16 protein-coding genes are annotated in these 18,861 nt (G+C 58.1%); 9 read left to right on the top strand and 7 right to left on the bottom strand.

The features are described 5' to 3' along the window. Window positions 1-43 precede the first annotated feature (43 nt). The 4 genes from ES815_RS20525 to ES815_RS20510 all read right to left on the bottom strand — a co-directional run bounded on the left by ES815_RS20525 (window position 44) and on the right by ES815_RS20510 (window position 3,014). Window positions 44-1,741, bottom strand: coding sequence for an NAD-dependent malic enzyme (locus ES815_RS20525; RefSeq protein ID WP_142489466.1), 1,698 nt, complete (start codon window positions 1,739-1,741; stop codon window positions 44-46). A 175-nt stretch (window positions 1,742-1,916) separates the two neighbouring features. Further along, entirely contained in the window at window positions 1,917-2,054 is a 138-nt protein-coding gene (gene sra / locus ES815_RS20520; RefSeq protein ID WP_032618124.1) for a stationary-phase-induced ribosome-associated protein, read from the bottom strand. Window positions 2,055-2,134: 80 nt separating this feature from the next. After that, window positions 2,135-2,350 (bottom strand): biofilm-dependent modulation protein, encoded by a 216-nt coding sequence (gene bdm / locus ES815_RS20515; protein ID WP_106992870.1) that lies wholly within the window; start codon window positions 2,348-2,350, stop codon window positions 2,135-2,137. Between the two features lie 142 nt (window positions 2,351-2,492). Continuing rightward, on the bottom strand, window positions 2,493-3,014 hold the full coding sequence (locus tag ES815_RS20510; protein WP_142489465.1) for a VOC family protein: 522 nt from the start codon (window positions 3,012-3,014) through the stop codon (window positions 2,493-2,495). 145 nt (window positions 3,015-3,159) lie between these two features. On the opposite strand from ES815_RS20510, the gene ES815_RS20505 reads away from it, so the two are divergent. Further along, window positions 3,160-3,588 carry an OsmC family protein gene (locus ES815_RS20505; RefSeq protein ID WP_142489464.1) on the top strand — a complete coding sequence of 143 codons (429 nt, stop codon included), beginning with the start codon at window positions 3,160-3,162 and terminating at the stop codon, window positions 3,586-3,588. A gap of 25 nt (window positions 3,589-3,613) precedes the next feature. Here ES815_RS20505 and ES815_RS20500 read toward each other — a convergent pair whose 3' ends face one another. Then, complete coding sequence (locus ES815_RS20500) at window positions 3,614-4,519, bottom strand: LysR family transcriptional regulator (RefSeq protein ID WP_142489463.1); 906 nt, start codon at window positions 4,517-4,519, stop codon at window positions 3,614-3,616. A gap of 126 nt (window positions 4,520-4,645) precedes the next feature. Here ES815_RS20500 and ES815_RS20495 point away from each other — a divergent pair, with 126 nt between their 5' ends. Beyond that, window positions 4,646-5,395, top strand: coding sequence for a glucose 1-dehydrogenase (locus ES815_RS20495; RefSeq protein WP_142489462.1), 750 nt, complete (start codon window positions 4,646-4,648; stop codon window positions 5,393-5,395). On the opposite strand, the gene ES815_RS20490 is transcribed toward ES815_RS20495, so the two are convergent. Continuing rightward, window positions 5,392-6,372, bottom strand: a complete 981-nt coding sequence (locus ES815_RS20490; RefSeq protein WP_260609637.1) for a mannuronate-specific alginate lyase — start codon at window positions 6,370-6,372, stop codon at window positions 5,392-5,394. The two genes, ES815_RS20495 and ES815_RS20490, sit on opposite strands and share 4 nt — an antisense overlap. 153 nt (window positions 6,373-6,525) lie before the next feature. On the opposite strand from ES815_RS20490, the gene ES815_RS20485 reads away from it, so the two are divergent. From ES815_RS20485 to glgX, 5 genes are all read left to right on the top strand, one after another. Beyond that, window positions 6,526-7,758: a diguanylate phosphodiesterase gene (locus ES815_RS20485; protein ID WP_142489461.1), complete on the top strand. Its 1,233-nt coding sequence runs from the start codon at window positions 6,526-6,528 to the stop codon at window positions 7,756-7,758. A 202-nt stretch (window positions 7,759-7,960) separates the two neighbouring features. Beyond that, on the top strand, window positions 7,961-9,511 hold the full coding sequence (locus ES815_RS20480; RefSeq protein WP_142489460.1) for a methyl-accepting chemotaxis protein: 1,551 nt from the start codon (window positions 7,961-7,963) through the stop codon (window positions 9,509-9,511). Window positions 9,512-9,815: 304 nt separating this feature from the next. Beyond that, complete coding sequence (gene treZ / locus ES815_RS20475; RefSeq protein WP_142489459.1) at window positions 9,816-11,588, top strand: malto-oligosyltrehalose trehalohydrolase; 1,773 nt, start codon at window positions 9,816-9,818, stop codon at window positions 11,586-11,588. Continuing rightward, a complete protein-coding gene (gene treY, locus ES815_RS20470; protein ID WP_142489458.1) occupies window positions 11,588-14,104 on the top strand; it encodes a malto-oligosyltrehalose synthase in 2,517 nt (838 codons plus the stop codon). The genes treZ and treY overlap by 1 nt, the downstream gene beginning before the upstream one ends. 29 nt (window positions 14,105-14,133) lie before the next feature. Next, window positions 14,134-16,209 (top strand): glycogen debranching protein GlgX, encoded by a 2,076-nt coding sequence (glgX, locus tag ES815_RS20465; RefSeq protein ID WP_142489457.1) that lies wholly within the window; start codon window positions 14,134-14,136, stop codon window positions 16,207-16,209. Between the two features lie 9 nt (window positions 16,210-16,218). Here the strand turns inward: glgX and ES815_RS20460 are convergent, their stop codons facing one another. Next, entirely contained in the window at window positions 16,219-16,503 is a 285-nt protein-coding gene (locus ES815_RS20460; RefSeq protein ID WP_142489456.1) for a VF530 family DNA-binding protein, read from the bottom strand. Window positions 16,504-16,765: 262 nt separating this feature from the next. Between ES815_RS20460 and ES815_RS20455 the strand changes: the two genes are divergently transcribed. Together ES815_RS20455 and ES815_RS20450 are read left to right on the top strand one after the other, a co-directional pair. Continuing rightward, window positions 16,766-18,022 carry an MFS transporter gene (locus ES815_RS20455; protein ID WP_142490097.1) on the top strand — a complete coding sequence of 419 codons (1,257 nt, stop codon included), beginning with the start codon at window positions 16,766-16,768 and terminating at the stop codon, window positions 18,020-18,022. A 67-nt stretch (window positions 18,023-18,089) separates the two neighbouring features. Continuing rightward, a complete protein-coding gene (locus ES815_RS20450; RefSeq protein ID WP_185902355.1) occupies window positions 18,090-18,800 on the top strand; it encodes an alpha/beta fold hydrolase in 711 nt (236 codons plus the stop codon). The last annotated feature ends 61 nt before the right edge of the window (window positions 18,801-18,861 follow it).

Below are 18,861 nucleotides of genomic sequence, written 5' to 3'. Positions count from 1 at the left end.
GTACCAACATAAAAAAAGGCAACTTACGTTGCCTTTTTGCTTTTTAAATTGAGGTTCTGCGGTAGCTGCGGTATTCCGGCTGCCAGAAGTTCTCATCAATCGCCTGCTGCAACGCATCGGCAGACGTTTTCACCGCCACCCCTTGCTGCTGCGCCATCTTGCCTACGGCAAAGGCAATCGCCTTCGACACCACGTGAATATCCTTCAGCTCCGGCAGCACCAGCCCTTCGCCGTTGTTCACCAGCGGTGAATGCTTGGCCAGGGTTTCGCTGGCGGACATCAGCATCTCATCGGTAATGCGCGAGGCTCCCGAGGCGATCACCCCGAGGCCGATCCCCGGGAAGATATAGGAGTTGTTACACTGGGCAATCGGGTAGGTTTTATCCTTCCACACCACCGGGGAGAACGGGCTACCGGTGGCAACCAGCGCATTGCCTTCGGTCCAGGCAATGATGTCCTGCGGGGTAGCTTCCACACGTGAAGTCGGGTTCGACAGCGGCATCACGATGGGGCGAGCGCAGTATTTATGCATCTCGCGGATGATCTCTTCGGTGAACAGCCCGGTCTGCCCGGAGACGCCGATCAGAATATCCGGCTTGACGTTGCGTACTACGTCCAGCAGGGAGAGCACTTCGTTGTCGGTATCCCAGTTTTTCAGGTTCTCGCGCTTTTGCACCAGCTTGGTCTGGAACGGCAGCAGGTTCGGCATGGCGTCGGTGAGCAGGCCGAAGCGGTCCACCATAAAGACGCGCGAGCGGGCCAGCTCTTCGCTTAATCCTTCCCGCTGGGTCTGGGCGATGATCTGCTCGGCAATACCGCATCCGGCGGAACCGGCGCCGAGGAAGACGATCTTCTGATAGCTTAACTGGTTGCCCGCCGCGCGGCTGGCGGCAATCAGGGTACCGACGGTGACAGCCGCGGTGCCCTGAATGTCGTCGTTAAAGGAGCAGATTTCGTCGCGATAGCGGTTCAGCAGCGGCATCGCGTTTTTCTGGGCGAAGTCTTCAAACTGCAGCAGCACGTCCGGCCAGCGGTGTTTTACCGCCTGGATAAAGTCATCCACGAACTGGTAATACTCGTTGTCGGTGATGCGCGGATGGCGCCAGCCCATATACAACGGGTCGTTGAGCAGTTGCTGGTTGTTAGTGCCGACATCCAGCACCACCGGCAGGGTGTAGGCCGGGCTGATGCCGCCGCAGGCGGTGTACAGCGACAGCTTGCCGATCGGGATACCCATTCCGCCGATCCCCTGGTCGCCCAGACCGAGAATACGCTCCCCGTCGGTCACCACAATCACCTTGATGTTGTGGTTTGACACGTTCTGCAGAATGTCATCCATTTGGTGGCGATTCTGATAGGAGATAAACACGCCGCGGGAGCGACGGTAAATTTCGGAGAAGCGTTCGCAGGCGGCCCCAACGGTCGGGGTGTAGATCACCGGCATCATCTCATCGAGATGGTTTTGCACCAGGCGATAGAAGAGGGTTTCGTTGGTGTCCTGGATATTGCGCAGATAGATGTGCTTATCGATTTCGGTTTTGAAGCCCTGGTACTGGATCCACGCACGCTCGGCCTGTTCTTCGATGGTTTCCACCACTTCCGGCAGCAGGCCCAGCAGGTTAAAGTTGCTACGCTCTTCCATGCTGAAGGCGCTGCCCTTGTTCAGCAGGGGGAACTCCAGCAGAACCGGCCCGGCGTAAGGGATGTAAAGGGAACGATGTCGGGTTGCTTTGTTGTCCATGTTACTCACTTAATTTTTGGAAATCCGTCCCTGGCACTGGTGTTGATCATTGTCGCTGTCGTGCCCGCAGGGGATGTCAGGCGGGTAGTATAAAGGAGGTCAATGTTAAAAACCGCAACATACAAACAAAAACACCACCGGAGTAGCCGGTGGTGTCAGGTATGCTTTAGCGAACTTACTTAGGTTCGTGGCGTTTTCTGCCGGTAGCGTGGGTGACCTGCGTTTCGCTGTCGCCCTCAATCACCACTTTACGCTGGTTCGAGAGTTTGTAGTTCAGTCCCAGGATATGGCGTGCCTGACGGTTCGATTTCATATTAACTCCTCATTCCTGTTGATAGTGATAAGGCGAACGAAATGTAACCCCTAAGGTTGCAGATCCAGCATAGCAGGTTTTCAGAAACTGGCGTGCTGACCGCTGACGACGTAGTTAATGGTCTGCTGGTAGATGTCACTGAGGATGTCATTGTCTGAGGCTTCAACCCACTTGGTGAGTTCCATCAAAATGTCATCTTCGGTGACAGCGCCCAGTTCTGCGCGTAAACCCTGTGCAATTGCATTTACCAGCTCCGGCTGTGCGGATGGTGTGGTTGCTGAAGTATAAGTAAACATAGTGCCTCCGTGTCGTTTTCTGTCTAATGTTCCGGTTCGCAGTAACGTAATGCACATTCAGAATGGCAAACTTTTTTAGCGCTGTGTCTAAGACTCGTCCTGGAAATAAAAATATCATAATCACAGCACTTTCATGGATATATCACGGCTTCCAGCGACGCAGAGGCGTGTATTTTTCATAAGGCATGGGGGAGGGCCAGGATATCAATTCAATGACGCTGCCCCAGGGCGTTTTGCCGTAGCAAAAGACGTTGCCTTCTCCCTTTTCGGCCGGGAACGAGAGCGCCTTTGGCTCGGTAAACATCTCGCCACCCGCCGCGGTAAAGCGTTTTATCGCCTGTGAAAAATCATCGACATAGACGGCAAAGTGCTGAAGACCGAAGTCGCTTGCTCTGGCCGGGGACTGCTGCTCCGGGCCGTGCATTTCGAACAGCTCAATCCCGGGCCCGTGGGGCATGGCCAGCATTCGAATAGCGCGCACTTCCGTACCCGGGAATAATCGCAACGTCTTTTGCTGGGCGTCGGGATCAATATTACCGTCTCCGGGTTCTACGGAACGATATATTTCTTTTGCGTTAAACGCCTGTTCAAAAAATAGCGTGGCCTGAATAATGTCCGGTACGGTAATACCGATGTGATCGATGCCTCTGACGGGTAAATTCATTCTTCTCTCCTTAGCAAATATTAAAATATAGCAGGCTGACAGCGGGTGAATATTTGCACAATGGGGTGAGACTGTTCCGTCTTTGCCGCAAAGCCCGATCTCTCTTCTATACTTAACTCCTTGTATGCCAAAAGGAGAACAATTTATGACGATTCACAAGCACGGTTCGGCGCACTGGTCTGGCGATATTAAACGCGGTAAAGGGACAGTTTCCACCGAAAGCGGCGTCCTTAATCAGCAACCTTACGGCTTCAATACCCGCTTCGAAGGGGAAAAGGGCACCAACCCGGAAGAGCTGATTGGCGCAGCGCATGCGGCCTGCTTCTCAATGGCGCTTTCATTGATGCTGGGCGAGGCGGGCTATACCGCCGATTCCATCGACACTACCGCGGATGTGTCGCTGGATAAAACCGACAGCGGCTTTGCCATCAGCAAAATTGCGTTGCAGAGCAAAGTGACCGTGCCGGGCATTGACCCGCAGCAGTTTGACGGCATCATTCAGAAGGCCAAAGCCGGGTGTCCGGTGTCGCAGGTGCTGAAAGCTGAAATCACCCTCGACTATACCCTGAACTGATCCTTCCGCCGGGCCTTGCGCCCGGCTATCCCTTCACCGCCTCAGGAAAGACCTCTGCCAGCCAGGCGATAAACACCCTTAACCGCTGCGTCACATGCCGGTTTTGCGGATATACCACGTAAAACGGGTAGTCCGGCGGCCGCCATTTCACCAGAATTTCCACCAGCGTGCCTGCCTCCAGCATCGCCCCTACCGAATACCGAAAGGTCTGGATGATCCCCATTCCGGCAACCGCCGCCGCCAGGTGCGCGTTGCTCTCGTTGACGCCAATATGGTGCCGCAGGTTGATTTCGCGAACCTCATCGTCGTGCGTAAAGCGAAACGGCACCGCGCGACCGTTAGCCGGCGAGAGATAGCTCACCAGCTTATGACCGTTCCGCAGCTCCTCCGGGTAGGCGGGGATCCCGTGCTGTTTCAGATAGCCCGGCGTGGCGCAGGTGACCATCTCTGCATTGCCGATATGCCGGGCAATGAGGGAAGAGTCCCCCAGCGCGCCGCCGCGGATCACGCAGTCCACATTGCCGCTGATTAAATCCACCGGCCGGTCCGCCACGCCCAGGTCGATGCGGATGTCGGGATAACGGCGCATAAAATCCGGCAGCACCGGGATCAGCACGTCCCGCGCCGTCGAGCCCCCCACATCAATACGTAAATGCCCCTGCGGCTGCTGTTTCACCGCGTTGAACGAGGTGTCGATATCTTCGATATCAATCAGCACCCGTCGGGCCTTTTCATAATAGTCCTGCCCCTCCGGCGTCGGCGTTACCCGTCGGGTGGTACGTTGCAACAAACGCACGCCAAGGTGCGCCTCCAGCGCTTTTACCAGTTTGCTGAGGGTGGCGATGGGCATATTTAGCGAGTCTGCCGCCCGGGTAAAGCTGCCGGTTTCTACCACGCGCGTAAAGGCGCGCATTGCCATTAACTGATCCATAGAGCGGCGCCATCAAAACGGGGGATTATTCCCGTAGGGAAAAAGTGATTTCCATTTTTGCTGATTTTTCCCTAATCCCGCAAGCGGTAGAGTGCATCCACACCAACAACACAGAAGGTAAATCACATGAACTCAGCATTAACAGGTAAAGTCGCACTCGTCACCGGTGGTACCAGCGGTATCGGTCTGGCAACGGCAAAAGAGCTGGCCGCTCAGGGGGCGAAGGTGTACATCACCGGTCGTCGTCAGGCAGAACTGGACAACGCCGTCGCCAGCCTGGGCGGGCAGGCGATCGGTATTCGCGCCGATGCCTCGCGCCTTGACGATCTCGATACGGTGTATGCGCAAATCGCTGAACAGGCCGGGCGGCTGGACGTGCTGTTTGCCAACGCTGGCGGCGGAGATATGCTGCCGCTGGGGGCCATCACCGAAGAACACTTCGACCGCATTTTCGCCACCAACGTGCGCGGCGTGCTCTTCACTGTGCAGAAGGCGCTGCCGCTGCTGGTTTCCGGTTCCTCGGTGATCCTCACCGGCTCGACCGTCTCCGTTAAAGGCACCGCCAACTTCAGCGTTTACAGCGCCAGCAAGGCGGCAGTGAGAAACTTTGCCCGCTCCTGGGCGCTGGATTTACAGGGGCGCGGGATCCGCGTCAACGTGGTCAGCCCAGGCCCGATTAAAACCCCGGGGCTGGGTGAGCTGGTACCGGAAGATCGGCGCCAGGGGCTGTTCGATGCGTTAGCGTCGACGGTACCGTTGGGACGCATTGGCGAACCGGAAGAGGTGGCTAAAGCGGTGGCGTTTCTCGCTTCCGATGCCGCCAGCTTTATCAACGCCACCGAGCTGTTCGTGGATGGCGGGATGGCGCAGATTTAACGCTGATAGAGTAGTGTGAGATTGCCGCCGAGGCGGCGATCCTGCAACGGACGGCTGGTGTCCAGGCGTGACAGCGTCACTGATGTGCAGTGCTGCATGGCGCACCAGGGCTCCAGCCATTCGGGATGAGACTCGTCCTGCCGCAAAACATACCCCGCCAGCCGCGCCAGCGCGCCCTTGTTCTCCTGAATGACATCTACATGATTGGCTCTGGCAAAACTGGCGATCATCACCAGCGGCCGCAGAGCGTAATTGTGGTAGGCCTGCGCCCGCTCGCGGCGACGCAGTTCGTTTGCCAGCGTGCCGTCGGCGGCAATCTGCCCGGCGGCGATGCGGTACTCTTTTAATGACCAGGTGAATAAATCCCGCCGGTCGAGCGCCACGGCGCTGGCCATGACCGCCCATGCTGCCCAGTAGCTGTGATTATTGGTGCTCTCCAGCGGCAGGCCGTCCCACTCCCGTACCACCCGATCCGCCAGCTGGCCCAGCCAGCGCTCGGTGGCCTGCTGTCCGGCAAGCGACGTCCCGGGGGTAAACTTCAGCTCCAGCCAGCTGCTGGCAAGCGTTGCCAGCGCCCATTTGCGCATGGCGCGCCCGGTGTGGCTGGTCTCTTCTGAGAGCAAGGCCTCCGCGTCGGCCCATGTCGCGTAACCATTCAGAATACAGCGCAGGGTATGCGGATCTCCGCTCTGCTTATAGCGCCACACCATCTCCGAGATCCCGCGTTCAAAGCCGACGATGGGTTTAGACGCGGCGCGAAACGCCTGCTCGGCCTGCGGATTAAGGGTGGCGCGGGCGCTGTCCGATCCCTCATATTTACTGCGCAACGTCAGCGGGGCGGTAAAGGGCGCGGGCAGGGCTACGCAGCCGCCCGACGCGGTATGGGGCAGCGGGCGGGTAAAACCGGCAGGAGGCACCAGCGGAGCGGCCAGAGCGTATACCGGTAAACAGAGCAACAGTCGCAAGGTACATTTCACATTCGCCTCCGCCAGAATTAAACATTCACGTTGATTATTTTTGAGCCGAATCGCCTGTTTCCTGATATATCCTTTTAATACTATTAGTCGGCGATCGTAATTTATGTTACACAATAGCTTAAAAGGCCTAACAATCTATCGGGAACAATGGCTGTGCTGACTACACTCATTTACAAAAGCCAGTTAAATCCGTCCTGTAAATCTTTATCCCTCCTCTCACTTGTTGAAAAGGCCAAACACAGTAATACCGCGCTGGACGTCACGGGCATTTTGCTGTTTGACGGTGTCGAGTTTCTGCAGATCCTCGAAGGGTCTGAAGAGGTTATTGAGACGCTGTTCCTTAAGATCCGCGAAGACAAACGCCACGACAGCGTGGTGGAGCTGATGCGTGACTACGGTCCGCGTCGGCGCTTCGAGAACGTCGGTATGCTGCTCTTCGATCTGCGTATCGAGACGTCCAAATCGGTGCGTTCCTCCGTTTTGCGCTACAGCAAGCTGGATAATTATCTGGCGGCGGAAGATCGGGTATTTAAATTTATTCAGACTTTTATCAACCAGCAGAAAAAAGCGTTGGGCGGGTCAAATTTCCGGCCGGAGAAGTGGACACTGGCCCCGGAGCATGCCCCTTTTGGCAAATCCATCAACGGGCTGATTGATAACCAGGTCTGTCAATTTGCCCTGCAGCCGATCGTCCAACCCACCGAGGGTAAAATCTCCTCGCTGGAAGCGCTGATCCGCAGCAACGACGGCGGGAGCCCGGAGCGGTTCTTTAACACCATCGATCAGGACAAAGTGTATGAGGTGGATCTGCTGACCAAGGCCTACGCTTTTGCGCTGGCCGAGAAAATTGGCATCGGTGACCATAAAATTGCCATCAACCTGCTGCCGATGTCGCTGGTCAACGTGCCCGGCGCCGTCGATTATCTGATGGATCAGATCCTTATCCACGGTTTACAGCCGGAGCAGGTGGTGATTGAGGTCACTGAAAACGAAATGATCTCCGGCTTTAACCAGTTTAACAGCGCCATCAAGCAGTTGAGGGCGGCGGGGATTGGTCTGGCGATTGACGATTTTGGCTCTGGCTATGCCGGGCTGTCGCTGTTGACCCGTTTCCAGCCGGATAAACTGAAAATCGATCGCGAAATTGTCAGCAATATCCATTTAAGCGGCCCGAAGCAGGCGATTGTGAAGTCGATTATCAGCTGCTGTACCGACATGGAGATTGCGCTGGTGGCTGAGGGCATCGAGAAAATTGAAGAGTGGTGCTGGCTTGAATCGGCAGGCATCAAGCGTTTTCAGGGATTTTTATTCGCCCGGCCTGAATTAAACGGCGTGGGGGAAATTCACTGGCCGCAATTTACCAGCGCTGAATATTTAAACGATTAAATACGCCACCAATAATCATCTGCTAAACAGATAAAAATTTTCCATCTATCGCAGGGCCTGAATATAAGGCCCTGTCGTACAATTCGCTGATTTAAATAACGATTAACGACCCTCTTGATATTCTTATAAATAAATAACTTTAATTCAATATTAAGGGGCGGATGCCGATAACACTTCAGACCGTTTTATATCTGAGGTAGTTATGTCGTTGAAAAAGTCGTCCCTTGCCATTCTGCTCGCTTTGCTGTTTTTCTTTGTTGCCAGTGCCGCAACCAATGTCTGGCTGGCCATTAAAAGCAATGATTCACTGGATAACGTGAATAAAGAGATCCAGGTGGTGTTATCCATTATCGATCCCATTAACCACAGCCGTACCCTGCGCGTGCGGGTCATGGAGTACATGAAGCAGGCGGAGAGCGGAGATACCGCCGGTCTTGCGGAGAAGCTCGACTCGGTGAAGCTGGCGCTGACCAAGGCCGATGGCGCGTTTGCCGCCTTCAATGCCGCGCCGCGTCTGGCGGATGAAGCTCCGTTAGTGAAAGACTACGACGACGCCTGGCTCGCCTACCGTAATCAGGGGCTGGCACCGCTGATTGATGCGGCCTCGGCGCATGACGCGGCAAAATTTGACGCCCTGATCCCGCAGATCTCCCGTCTCGACCGCCAGTACGAAATCGTCCTCGACCAGGTGCTCTCCGTGCACCAGAAATACGCGAAACAGCTGAATGACGATGCGCGATCCCACTTTGCCTCCGGCTTAACCATTATTGCCGCCTTTGCTGCGCTGTTTGTGGTGGTAATTATCGGCGTGAGCGTCCTGATGAAGCGGTTTGTCTTTGCCCCGATTAACCTGGCGCGGGCGCACTGCAGCCAGATCGCTGCCGGTCAGCTGACGGAAGCGGTGCCGCAAAAAGCGGGCTCGAACAACGAAATCGATCTGCTGATGGGCTCGATGGAGCAGATGCGTCTGGCCCTGCTGGAGACTATCTCTCAGGTGCGTGAAGCCTGCCGTACCGTCAATTACGCTTCGCAGGAAATTGCCTCCGGCAACATCGATCTGGCCTCGCGTACCGAGCAGCAGGCGTCAGCCCTGACGGAAACCGCCGCCAGCATGGAGCAGCTGAGCGCTACCGTCGCCAATAATACCGACAATGTGTATCAGGCCGGGAAGCTGGTGCAGGATGCGGTGAATAACGCCCGCACGGGGGAGGCCGTGACCCGCGAGGTGATCGAGACCATGAACACCATCGCCGCTAACTCCCAGCGTATCGAAGATATTACCAGCGTGATTAACAGCATCGCCTTCCAGACCAATATTCTGGCGTTGAACGCCGCGGTTGAAGCCGCCCGCGCCGGCACCCAGGGACGGGGATTTGCGGTGGTGGCAACGGAAGTCCGTACCCTGGCGCAGAAGAGCGCCGTGGCGGCGAAGGATATCGAAAACCTGATCGCCCAGTCGGTCTCCAGCGTGAAAAACGGTTCTCAGCTGGTGAATCGCTCGGGGGAGGTGATCCATGCCATTATCAATTCGGTCAATAAGGTGAACGCGCTGATGGAGCAGATCTCGGTGGCGTCGGAAGAGCAGAGCCGTGGCATCGGCCAGGTCGGTCAGGCGGTGACCGAGATGGACGGCGTCACCCAGCAAAACGCCGCCCTGGTGCAGGAGTCCGCGGCCGCGGCCGCCTCGCTGGAAGAGCAGGCGAAACACCTGACCCAGAGCATCGCCAGCTTCAGACTGCCGGAACCGGCATAATTCCTCCCTGTAGCCCTTAATGCCCGGCGGCGCTGCGCTTGCACGGGCCTACGTTTCTGTAGGCCGTGTAAAGCGCAGCCGCTACCCGGCAAGACACATCGCAGCCTTTCGTAGGCCGGGTAAGGCGTAGCCGCTACCCGGCAATACAGTTCGCACCCTTCGCAGTGACCCATCTCACATTAATTTTCCTGGTCTATGCTTGATGTTCATGCGCGGTATCACGCCAGCGCATTTTCTCTTTTTCCCTCTGCTTAGCGATTAACGCCAGGCAACCCGAGGATCATGGGTCAAACGAGGTGGTGGAATGACAGCTAAATCTATTAGGTATTGGGGTTGTGAATATAGCGATGCGAACAGCGTTCGCTTTCATCTGTGGGCCAGCGGTCAGCAGCAAATTGCCCTGCGCCTGAACGACGAAACACTGCCGATGCACCCGACCGGTGACGGCGGATTTGAACTGACGGTCAACGATGTTGCCCCCGGTTCAGCCTACAGCTTTATCCTGCCTGACGGCACCGCGGTGCCCGATCCGGCCTCCCGCGCCCAGCAAGGTGATGTCAACGGCCCGTCGCTGGTGTGCGATCCTCACAGCTATGTCTGGCGCAATACCCACTGGCAGGGCCGGCCCTGGGAAGAGAGCGTGGTCTACGAGCTCCATATCGGGACCTTTACCCCGGAGGGCACTTTCCGCGCGGCCACCGACAAACTGTCGTATCTGGCCTCGCTCGGCGTCACCATGATTGAGCTGATGCCGGTCTCCCAGGCGGGAGGCAGTCGTGGCTGGGGCTACGATGGCGTGCTGCTGTATGCCCCGCACAGCGCCTACGGCACGCCGGATGAGCTGAAGGCCTTTGTCGATACCGCCCACGGCCTCGGCCTGTCGGTGGTGCTGGATATCGTGCTTAACCATTTCGGGCCGGAAGGTAATTACCTGCCGAAACTGGCACCGGACTTTTTCCACCCTGAACGCATGACCCCGTGGGGGAACGGTATCGCGTATGACCTTGCGTCGGTGCGTCAGTTTATTGTCGATGCGCCACTGTACTGGCTGACGGAGTTCCACTTCGATGGCCTGCGCTTTGACGCCATCGACCAGATCGAAGATACCTCCGACCCCCACGTGCTAATCGAGATCGCCACCCGCATCCGCGCAGCCATCACCGATCGGCCGGTGCATCTGACCACCGAAGACAGCCGCAACGTGGTGTTTCTCCATCCGCGTGAAGACGACGGCAGCGTGCCGCTGTTTACCGGGGAGTGGAACGACGATCTGCACAATGCCGTCCACGTGATGGCCAGCGGGGAAACCCATGCCTGGTACCAGGATTTTGCTGAAAAACCGGAGCAATGGGTGGCGAGAGCGCTGGCAGAAGGCTTTTCTTATCAGGGGGAACGTTCCCCGCAAAGCGGTGAGCCCCGGGGAGTGAAAAGTATCGCTCAACCGCCAGTGGCCTTCGTCGATTTCATCCAGAATCACGATCAGGTAGGCAATCGTGCTCAGGGGGATCGTCTGTTAAGCCTGATTGGGGAGGAACGTACCCGGGTGCTGATGGCCGCGCTGCTGCTGTCCCCCCATATCCCGCTGATGTTTATGGGCGAGGAGTTTGGGGAAACCCAGCCGTTCCTGTTCTTTACCGATTTTCATGGGGATCTGGCGCGCGCGGTGCGGGAAGGGCGCGCGAAAGAGTTCAGCGATCACGACGAGACGGTGCCGGATCCCAATGCACCTGAGACCTTTGCCCGTTCGAAACTCGACTGGAACAAACTCAACCAACCCGGCGGACAGACCTGGCTGCGCTTTACCCAACGGCTGTTGCAGCTGCGCCAGCGGGCGATTGTGCCGCTGCTGACCGGGGCACAGGGCGGTAGCGGCAGGGTGCTGAAAACGGCCCCGGGCTGCGTGGTCGTGAGCTGGATATTTACACAGGGCACGTTGACGCTGGCGCTCAATATTGGCGAACAGGATCAAATGATGCCCGATATAGCGGGTGAAACGCTGTTTGCCTGGCCTGAAGGCCGCACGGAACTGCTCGCGAACACCGTTATTGTACGTTTTGCACAAGGAGAACCGACCTGATGATCCCCACAGCGACCTGGCGTATTCAGTTTCGCAACGGCATGACTTTCGACCGTGCCGCCAGTCTGGTGCCGTACCTGCAACAGCTCGGCATCAGCCATCTGTATGCTTCGCCAATATTTACCGCCGCCCGGGATTCGACGCACGGTTATGACGTCACCGATGCCAACGAGATTGACCCGTCTATTGGAGGCCGCGCCGGATTTGAGCGGCTGGTCAGCGCCCTGAAGGCGGCCGGGCTGGGGTTAATCCTGGATATTGTGCCGAACCACATGTCCACCTCGCTGGAAAACGCCTGGTGGCGCGATGTGATTGAACACGGAGAGAAGAGCCGCTACGCCCGCCATTTTGATATCGACTGGTCGCGTCGGCTGACCCTGCCGTTTCTGGGTGATGACTTTGATGTGGTGCTGGCGAACGGCGAAATCAGCGTTCAGCGCGACCCTGACACCGGCAAACCGGCGCTGGCGTATTTCGACAACTTTTACCCGCTGACGCCTGACAGCTGGGAAGGGCGCGAAGACGAGGTTCTTCGCCTTAGCGATCCGGCGGCCATCACCCGGCTGCATGACCAGCAGCCGTGGCGGCTTACCAGCTGGCGCGATGCCCCGCGCGACCTCTCCTGGCGTCGCTTCTTCGAGATCACCGGCCTGGTGGGCGTGCGGGTTGAGGACGACGCGGTGTTTGATGACAGCCATGCCCTGATCCTGGCCCTGGTGCGCTCGGGTGCAGTTGACGGGCTGCGCATCGATCACGTGGACGGGCTCGCCGACCCGCGCGCCTATCTCCAGCGTCTGCGTCAGGAGGCGGGCCCCGACTGCTATATCACGGTGGAGAAGATCCTCAGCAAAGGCGAGAACCTGCCCAATGACTGGCCGATCTCCGGTACCACCGGCTATGAATTTATCGCCTCGCTATCGGAAGTGCTGATAGATGACGACAAAATCGATGGTCTGCGCCAGGCCTATGACAGGGTCATGGGCCGCCCGGTGGATATGCACGACGAACTGCGCGACGCGCGTCTGCTGATGGTGGACAGAAACTTCGCCGGCGAGTTTTCTACCTTGCTGACGCTGGCGAAAACCCTGGCGCAGACCGAAGGCGTCAACATCGAAGAGGAGCCTCTGCGGATGGCGCTGCGCGAGCTGCTGGTGGCCTTCCCGGTATACCGCACCTACGGCACGGCGCAGGGGATGTCCGCCGCGGATGTGCGGCTGCTGAACCATGTGGTGTCGACCATCAGCGCCGATCCCGACGCCATTGCGCTGCTGATGCGTATTCTGACCGGCGAGGTCTCTGAGGAGGCCCGCGATACCGCCACGAATTTCCGCACCCGTTTCCAGCAGCTGACCGGGCCGCTGATGGCGAAGTCGGTGGAGGACACGCTGTTCTTCCGTCAGCACATGGATCTGGCCCTCAACGAAGTGGGGGCCGAACCGGTGCCGCGCGCCTTTTCACTGACGCGTTTTCACACCGAGATGACCGCGCGGCGTGAGCGTCAGCCGGATGCGCTCTCCGGCACCTCAACCCACGATACCAAGCGTGGGGAAGATGCCCGCGCCCGGCTTTACACCCTGACCGAAGCCCCGGAGGTCTGGGCAGAGTGCGTGGCCCGCTGGCAGCAGCTGAACCAGACCCACGTGCGTTTTCTCAATGATGGTACGGCCCCCAGAGCCGCCGACACCTGGATGCTCTATCAGGCGCTGGCGGGGGTGTGGCCGCCACAGCTGGATCCGCAGGATGCAGAGGGGCTGAAGGCGCTGGAAGAGCGCTTCCTGGCCTTTGTTGAAAAGGCGCTGCGGGAGGCCAAGCTGCGTACCGACTGGGTGGACAGTAACGAAGCCTATGAAACAGTGGTGCTGGAGTATGCCCGCCATCTGCTGTCGCCGGAGAATCAGGATTTCCTGCAAGACTTCTGCACCTCGCTACGTCCGTTTATCCGCGCCGGGCTGGTGAACAGCCTGAGCCAGACGGTGATCAAACTCACCGCCCCGGGCGTGCCGGATGTTTATCAGGGCAGCGAGGGGCTCAACTTTAGCCTCGTCGATCCCGATAACCGTCGCGAGCCTGATTTCGACCAGCTCCGCCAGCAGCTGGCGTCGGCGGATCGGCAGATTACCACCCGCGAGGCGAGCTGGCAGGACGGGCAGCTGAAGCTGTCTGTCACCCGCACGCTGCTGCACTTGCGCCAGCGCAAACCGGCGCTGTTCCGTCTGGGCAGCTATGTTGCGCTGCTCACCCGCGGCGAGCGGGCGGATAAGGCGATTGCCTTTGCCCGCGTGGATGACGACGACGTGCTGATTGTGGTGGCACCGCGGCTGGCGCTGGCGAATGCCACCCGGGCGTTTCCCGTCACCGGGGCGGCTCTGTGGGGAGCGACCGAGGTGGTTCTTCCTCCCGATCTCGCCGGACGCAGCTATAAGGACTGTTTCAGCGGCGAAACCCTGGTGTTGGGTGAAAGTCTGCAATTGAGTGATGCACAGGATTGCTGGCGGGTGTTATTGGCCTGCGGCTAATGATTATTACTGTTCGAAGGAAAGACGTTATGGCATATGACAAAATTTATGAAATCCAGCCGGGGCAGAGTTACCCGCTGGGGGCGAATTACGATGACAAAGGGGTGAATTTTGCCCTCTTTTCGGCCTGCGCCGAACGCGTTGAGCTGTGTCTGTTTGACCCGAGTGGTAAATCTGAAATCGCCCGTCTGGAGTTACCGGAATACACCGACGAAGTCTGGCATGGTTATGTCCCGGATCTGAAACCGGGCGCACTGTACGGCTACCGCGTGTATGGCCCTTACGATCCGGAAAACGGGCACCGTTTTAACCCGCATAAACTGCTGATTGACCCCTATGCGAGGGCACTGACCGGGGAGCTCATCTGGAACCCCGCCCATTTTGGCTATGAGCTGGGGCATGACGAACTCGATCTCAGCTTCGATACCCGGGACAGCGCACCCTATACCCCAAAATGCCGGGTCATCGACCCGCGGGTGTTCGACGGGCAGGATCCGCATCGCCCGGCGGTGCCCTGGTCCAGTACGATTCTGTATGAAACCCACGTGAAAGGCTTTACCCAGCTCAACCCGGCGATCCCGGCCGAACTGCGCGGCACCTTCGAGGGGATGGGGCATAAAGCCACGGTGGATTACATCAAAAGCCTCGGCGTGACCTCCGTTGAGCTGCTGCCGGTACATGCGTTCCCGGACGATCAGCATCTGCTTGAGCGGGGGCTGAAAAACTTCTGGGGCTATAACACCCTTAACTTCTTCTCTCCGGCATCGCGCTACGGCGGCCCGAACGGCATTCAGGGCTTCCGCGACATGGTGCGCGCCTTCCATGATGCCGGTATCGAGGTGATCCTCGACGTGGTCTATAACCACACCGCCGAGGGTAACGAGCTGGGCCCGACGCTGTCGTTTAAGGGGATCGACAATTTCTCTTACTACCGCACCATTGCCGGTCAGCACCGCTACTACGTGAACGATACCGGCACCGGTAATACGGTGAATACCTCGCACCCTCGCGTGCTGCAGATGGTGATGGATTCCCTGCGTTACTGGGCGGAGTCGATGCATATCGACGGCTTCCGCTTCGACCTCGGCACCATCCTCGGGCGCGAGCCGGAAGGGTTCGATCAGCGCGGCGGCTTTTTCGATGCCATGATGCAGGATCCGCTCCTCTCGCGGCTGAAACTGATAGGCGAGCCGTGGGATATCGGCCCCGGCGGTTATCAGGTAGGGGGCTTCCCTCCAGGCTGGGGCGAGTGGAATGACAAGTATCGCGATACCGTGCGTGAGTACTGGCGCGGGGATAACGTCTCGTCCGATTTCGCCGCGCGTCTGCTCGGTTCCGGGGATCTGTATGACCAGCGTGGGCGTCGCCCGTGGGCAAGCATTAACTTTATCACCGCCCACGACGGTTTCACCCTCAACGACCTCGTCTCCTTCAACGAGAAGCACAACGAGGCCAACGGGGAAGACAACAACGACGGCCACAATGATAACCGGTCATCGAATTATGGCGCTGAAGGCCCGACCGACGACGAGCAGATTAATGCCCTGCGTGAACAGCAGAAGCGCAACTTCCTCACCACGCTGCTCTTCTCCCACGGCACGCCGATGCTGCTGGCCGGGGATGAGTTTGGCCGCAGCCAGCTGGGTAATAACAACGGCTACTGTCAGGACAGCGAAATCAGCTGGGTACACTGGGAGAATCTCCCGGAAAGCGCCGAGACGCTGCGCAACTTTACCCGGCATTTGATCAAGCTGCGCGCCAGCCAGCCGCTGTTGCACCGCGAGAGCTGGCGTGACGGGATGGAGATCACCTGGTTCAATGCCGGCGGCGGGCCGCAGCTGCCGGAGCACTGGGACGAGGGCACCACGCTGGGGCTGTACCTCACCCGGGCCGATCTGCACGGGCAAAAGGGGATCTGGCAGGAGGTGCTGCTGCTGATCAATCCGTATGAAGGGGCGGTGCCGTTCCGTATCCCGGAATGCGGTAAAGAGGGTTGGGTCCTGGAGCTGAGTACGGCAGGAGATGAGCATCTGGGGCAGGCGGTGATCCCGGATACCGATTTTCCGCTGCCAGGCCGCAGTATCGTGCTGTTACGGCGGCCATAACGCGGGGCGTTACTTGTTAGCCCGCGCTCTGTCCCACGGGCTGGTGGTCTCGTCGTCAGCTTTTGCTGGCGCGGGATCCTCCAGCGAGTCCAGATAGAGGGCTTCGACTTCGGCGCGGGCCCACGGGGTACGCCGTAAAAACTTGAGGCTGGATTTGACGCTGGGATCGCTGTTAAAGCAGTTAATTTTAATCAGCTTTCCCAGCTGCGCCCAGCCGTAACGCGCCACCAGGGCATTGACCTGCATCTCGAGCGTGACGCCGTGCAAAGGATCTTTCGAAGGGTGAGCAGTCACAGGCATCCTTTTATTATCTGGCAAGGGGTTCAAAGCGGGGAAGGGTACAAGAAAAGCAGGGGGCCAGCAAGCGCTCAGGCGGTCACCGGTTTTGTAAATTTTGTAGGCCGGGTAAGGCATAGCCGCCACCCGGCACGACAGATCGCACCCGGGTTTATGCCCGGCGGCGCTGCGCTTGCACGGGTCTACGATTCCGGGAATGGATGTTTTTGAAACGCCGTTCCGTTATACTGTCGCTCCCGATCCCGACGCCATTGAATCCATGACAACGCCTGATAAAAACGTTCGTGCCTTTCACTTTTCCGCTTTTCGCTATCTGTTTGCCGCCCGTTTTCTCACCGTGCTGGGCAATGGTATTGCCCCCATCGCACTGGCTTTTGCGGTCCTGGATATCGGCGGATCGGTCTCTGATTTGGGTATCGTTGTTGCCTCCCGGTCGATTTTCAACGTGCTGTTCCTGCTGCTGGGCGGAGTGTTAGCGGACCGCTATTCCCGCAGTCGGGTGTTAGTTTCATCTTCCCTGGTCGCGGCCATTTCGCAGGCGGTTGTGGCCTGGTCGGTGCTGGACGGTTCCGCCACGGCGATCGGACTGGCCTTGCTCGGTGCCCTGAATGGGGCCGCCGCCGGGATCGCCTTACCGGCCTCTTCCGCGCTCATTCCTCAGACGGTTCCCGCCCGCAATCTGCGTGAAGCCAATGCCTTTTTGCAGGCCGGTATTTACGGTGGAACGGTGATCGGCGCTTCGCTGGGGGGCATTCTGATAAGCGCCGTCGGGCCCGGCTGGGGGCTGGCCATTGATGCGCTGGGCTTCGCCGCGGCTGCGCCGCTCTATTATTTAATCCGCGCCTCGCCACGTGAAGCCGGTTCAATCCAAAGCAATATCCTGCAGGACCTGAAAGAGGGATGGAAAGAGTTCGCCAGCCGGGCCTGGGTGTGGGCTATCGTCGTGCAGTTCACCATTATTAATGCAGCCTTTAGCGGCGTGATGATGGTGCTCGGGCCAGTGATTGCCGATGCCTCCTTTGGACGTGCACATTGGGGGATGATAATAGCAGCCCAGAGCGTGGGGCTGATTGTGGGATCTTCCCTCGCGCTGCGCTGGCGCCCGCGCCGCGACCTCTTTATCGGGGTGCTGCTGGTGTCGTTTTGCGCCTTGCCCCCGTTCATGCTGAGCCAGCTTGCGGCCACACCCTGGCTGATGGCCGCGTTTTTTATTGCTGGCGTGACCTTTGGCCTGTTCGGTGTCGCCTGGGCCCAGTCGCTGCAAACCCATATCCCGCAGGACAAGCTGGCCCGGGTCTATGCTTATGATGCGGTGGGGTCTTTCGTCGCCATCCCCTTCGGCGAGCTTATCGCAGGCCCGTTGGCGATTGAGTACGGCACCAGCAACGTGCTGCTGGTATCCGCCGTTGCGGTGGTAATTGCCACGGCAGGGGCGAGCCTGGTGCCTGCTATCAGGCGGCTCGAGAGTGGTTCTGAGATGACATCGCACACAATGTCCGGGGAACGCAGCTCGTAGGCCGGGCAAGCGCAGCGCCCCCGGCGGTTCCTTCTGGTTTGATAAAACGAGGAAAATGATTCATTCGATGATGAATACGCAGATGATTTCCAGTCACGCTTTCCAGGTGCCGTTTCAGGGCAAATTCATCTATGCCGAAAGCACATTCGGGCGCAATGGCCATGTGCTGATGCTTCATGGGGGCGGTAAGGATCGCACGGTGTTCTATAAATACCGTGCGCTTCTGGATAGGTCAGGCATTGGAACGACGCTCTTTGACTTTGTAGGTCATGGTGAGACGGGGGGAGATATGCACGCGTCCTCTCTTTTCAGCCGCACGGCACAGGCAGAGGCGGTGATTGCGTTTCAGGGGCTGGCTCTCACGGGGTGTATAGGCGTAAGTATGGGGGCCTATAACGCCCTCCAGCTGAGTAAAACGATCCGGTTTCAATCCCTCATTCTCATGGTTCCCGGCATCTACTCAACGCCAGCCTATAAGATTAACTTTGGTCCTGAATTTTCTGCCATCATTCGCAAAGAGAGAAGCTGGGCGCAAACTGATGCCTGGGATATCGCAGCTGAATTTACCGGCAATCTGCTGATTATTGCCGCCGAAAATGACGCAATCATTCCCGCAGAAATACCGGAAAGACTGTTGTCCTCAGCAGCTGGCTGCCGCCAGAAGCAGCTGCTCACCATTCCTGGCGCCGGGCATAATACTATCTGGCAAAATTTAATGCTGTCAGACACGCTCTACGAAGAGGTGCGTTCAGCTTTTGCGCGGTGTTTATCCCATTGAACTTACTGTTTCGCCCTGGTCACAGCTGACCCTCTTAATGGTTTTCAGCTGGGGGCAAAGG

The sequence above is a fragment of the Leclercia adecarboxylata genome (genome assembly GCF_006874705.1).
GTDB lineage: Bacteria > Pseudomonadota > Gammaproteobacteria > Enterobacterales > Enterobacteriaceae > Enterobacter > Enterobacter adecarboxylatus_C.
The sequence above is the reverse complement of the archived record's forward strand: the minus strand, read 5'-3'. Positions and strand labels throughout refer to the sequence as shown.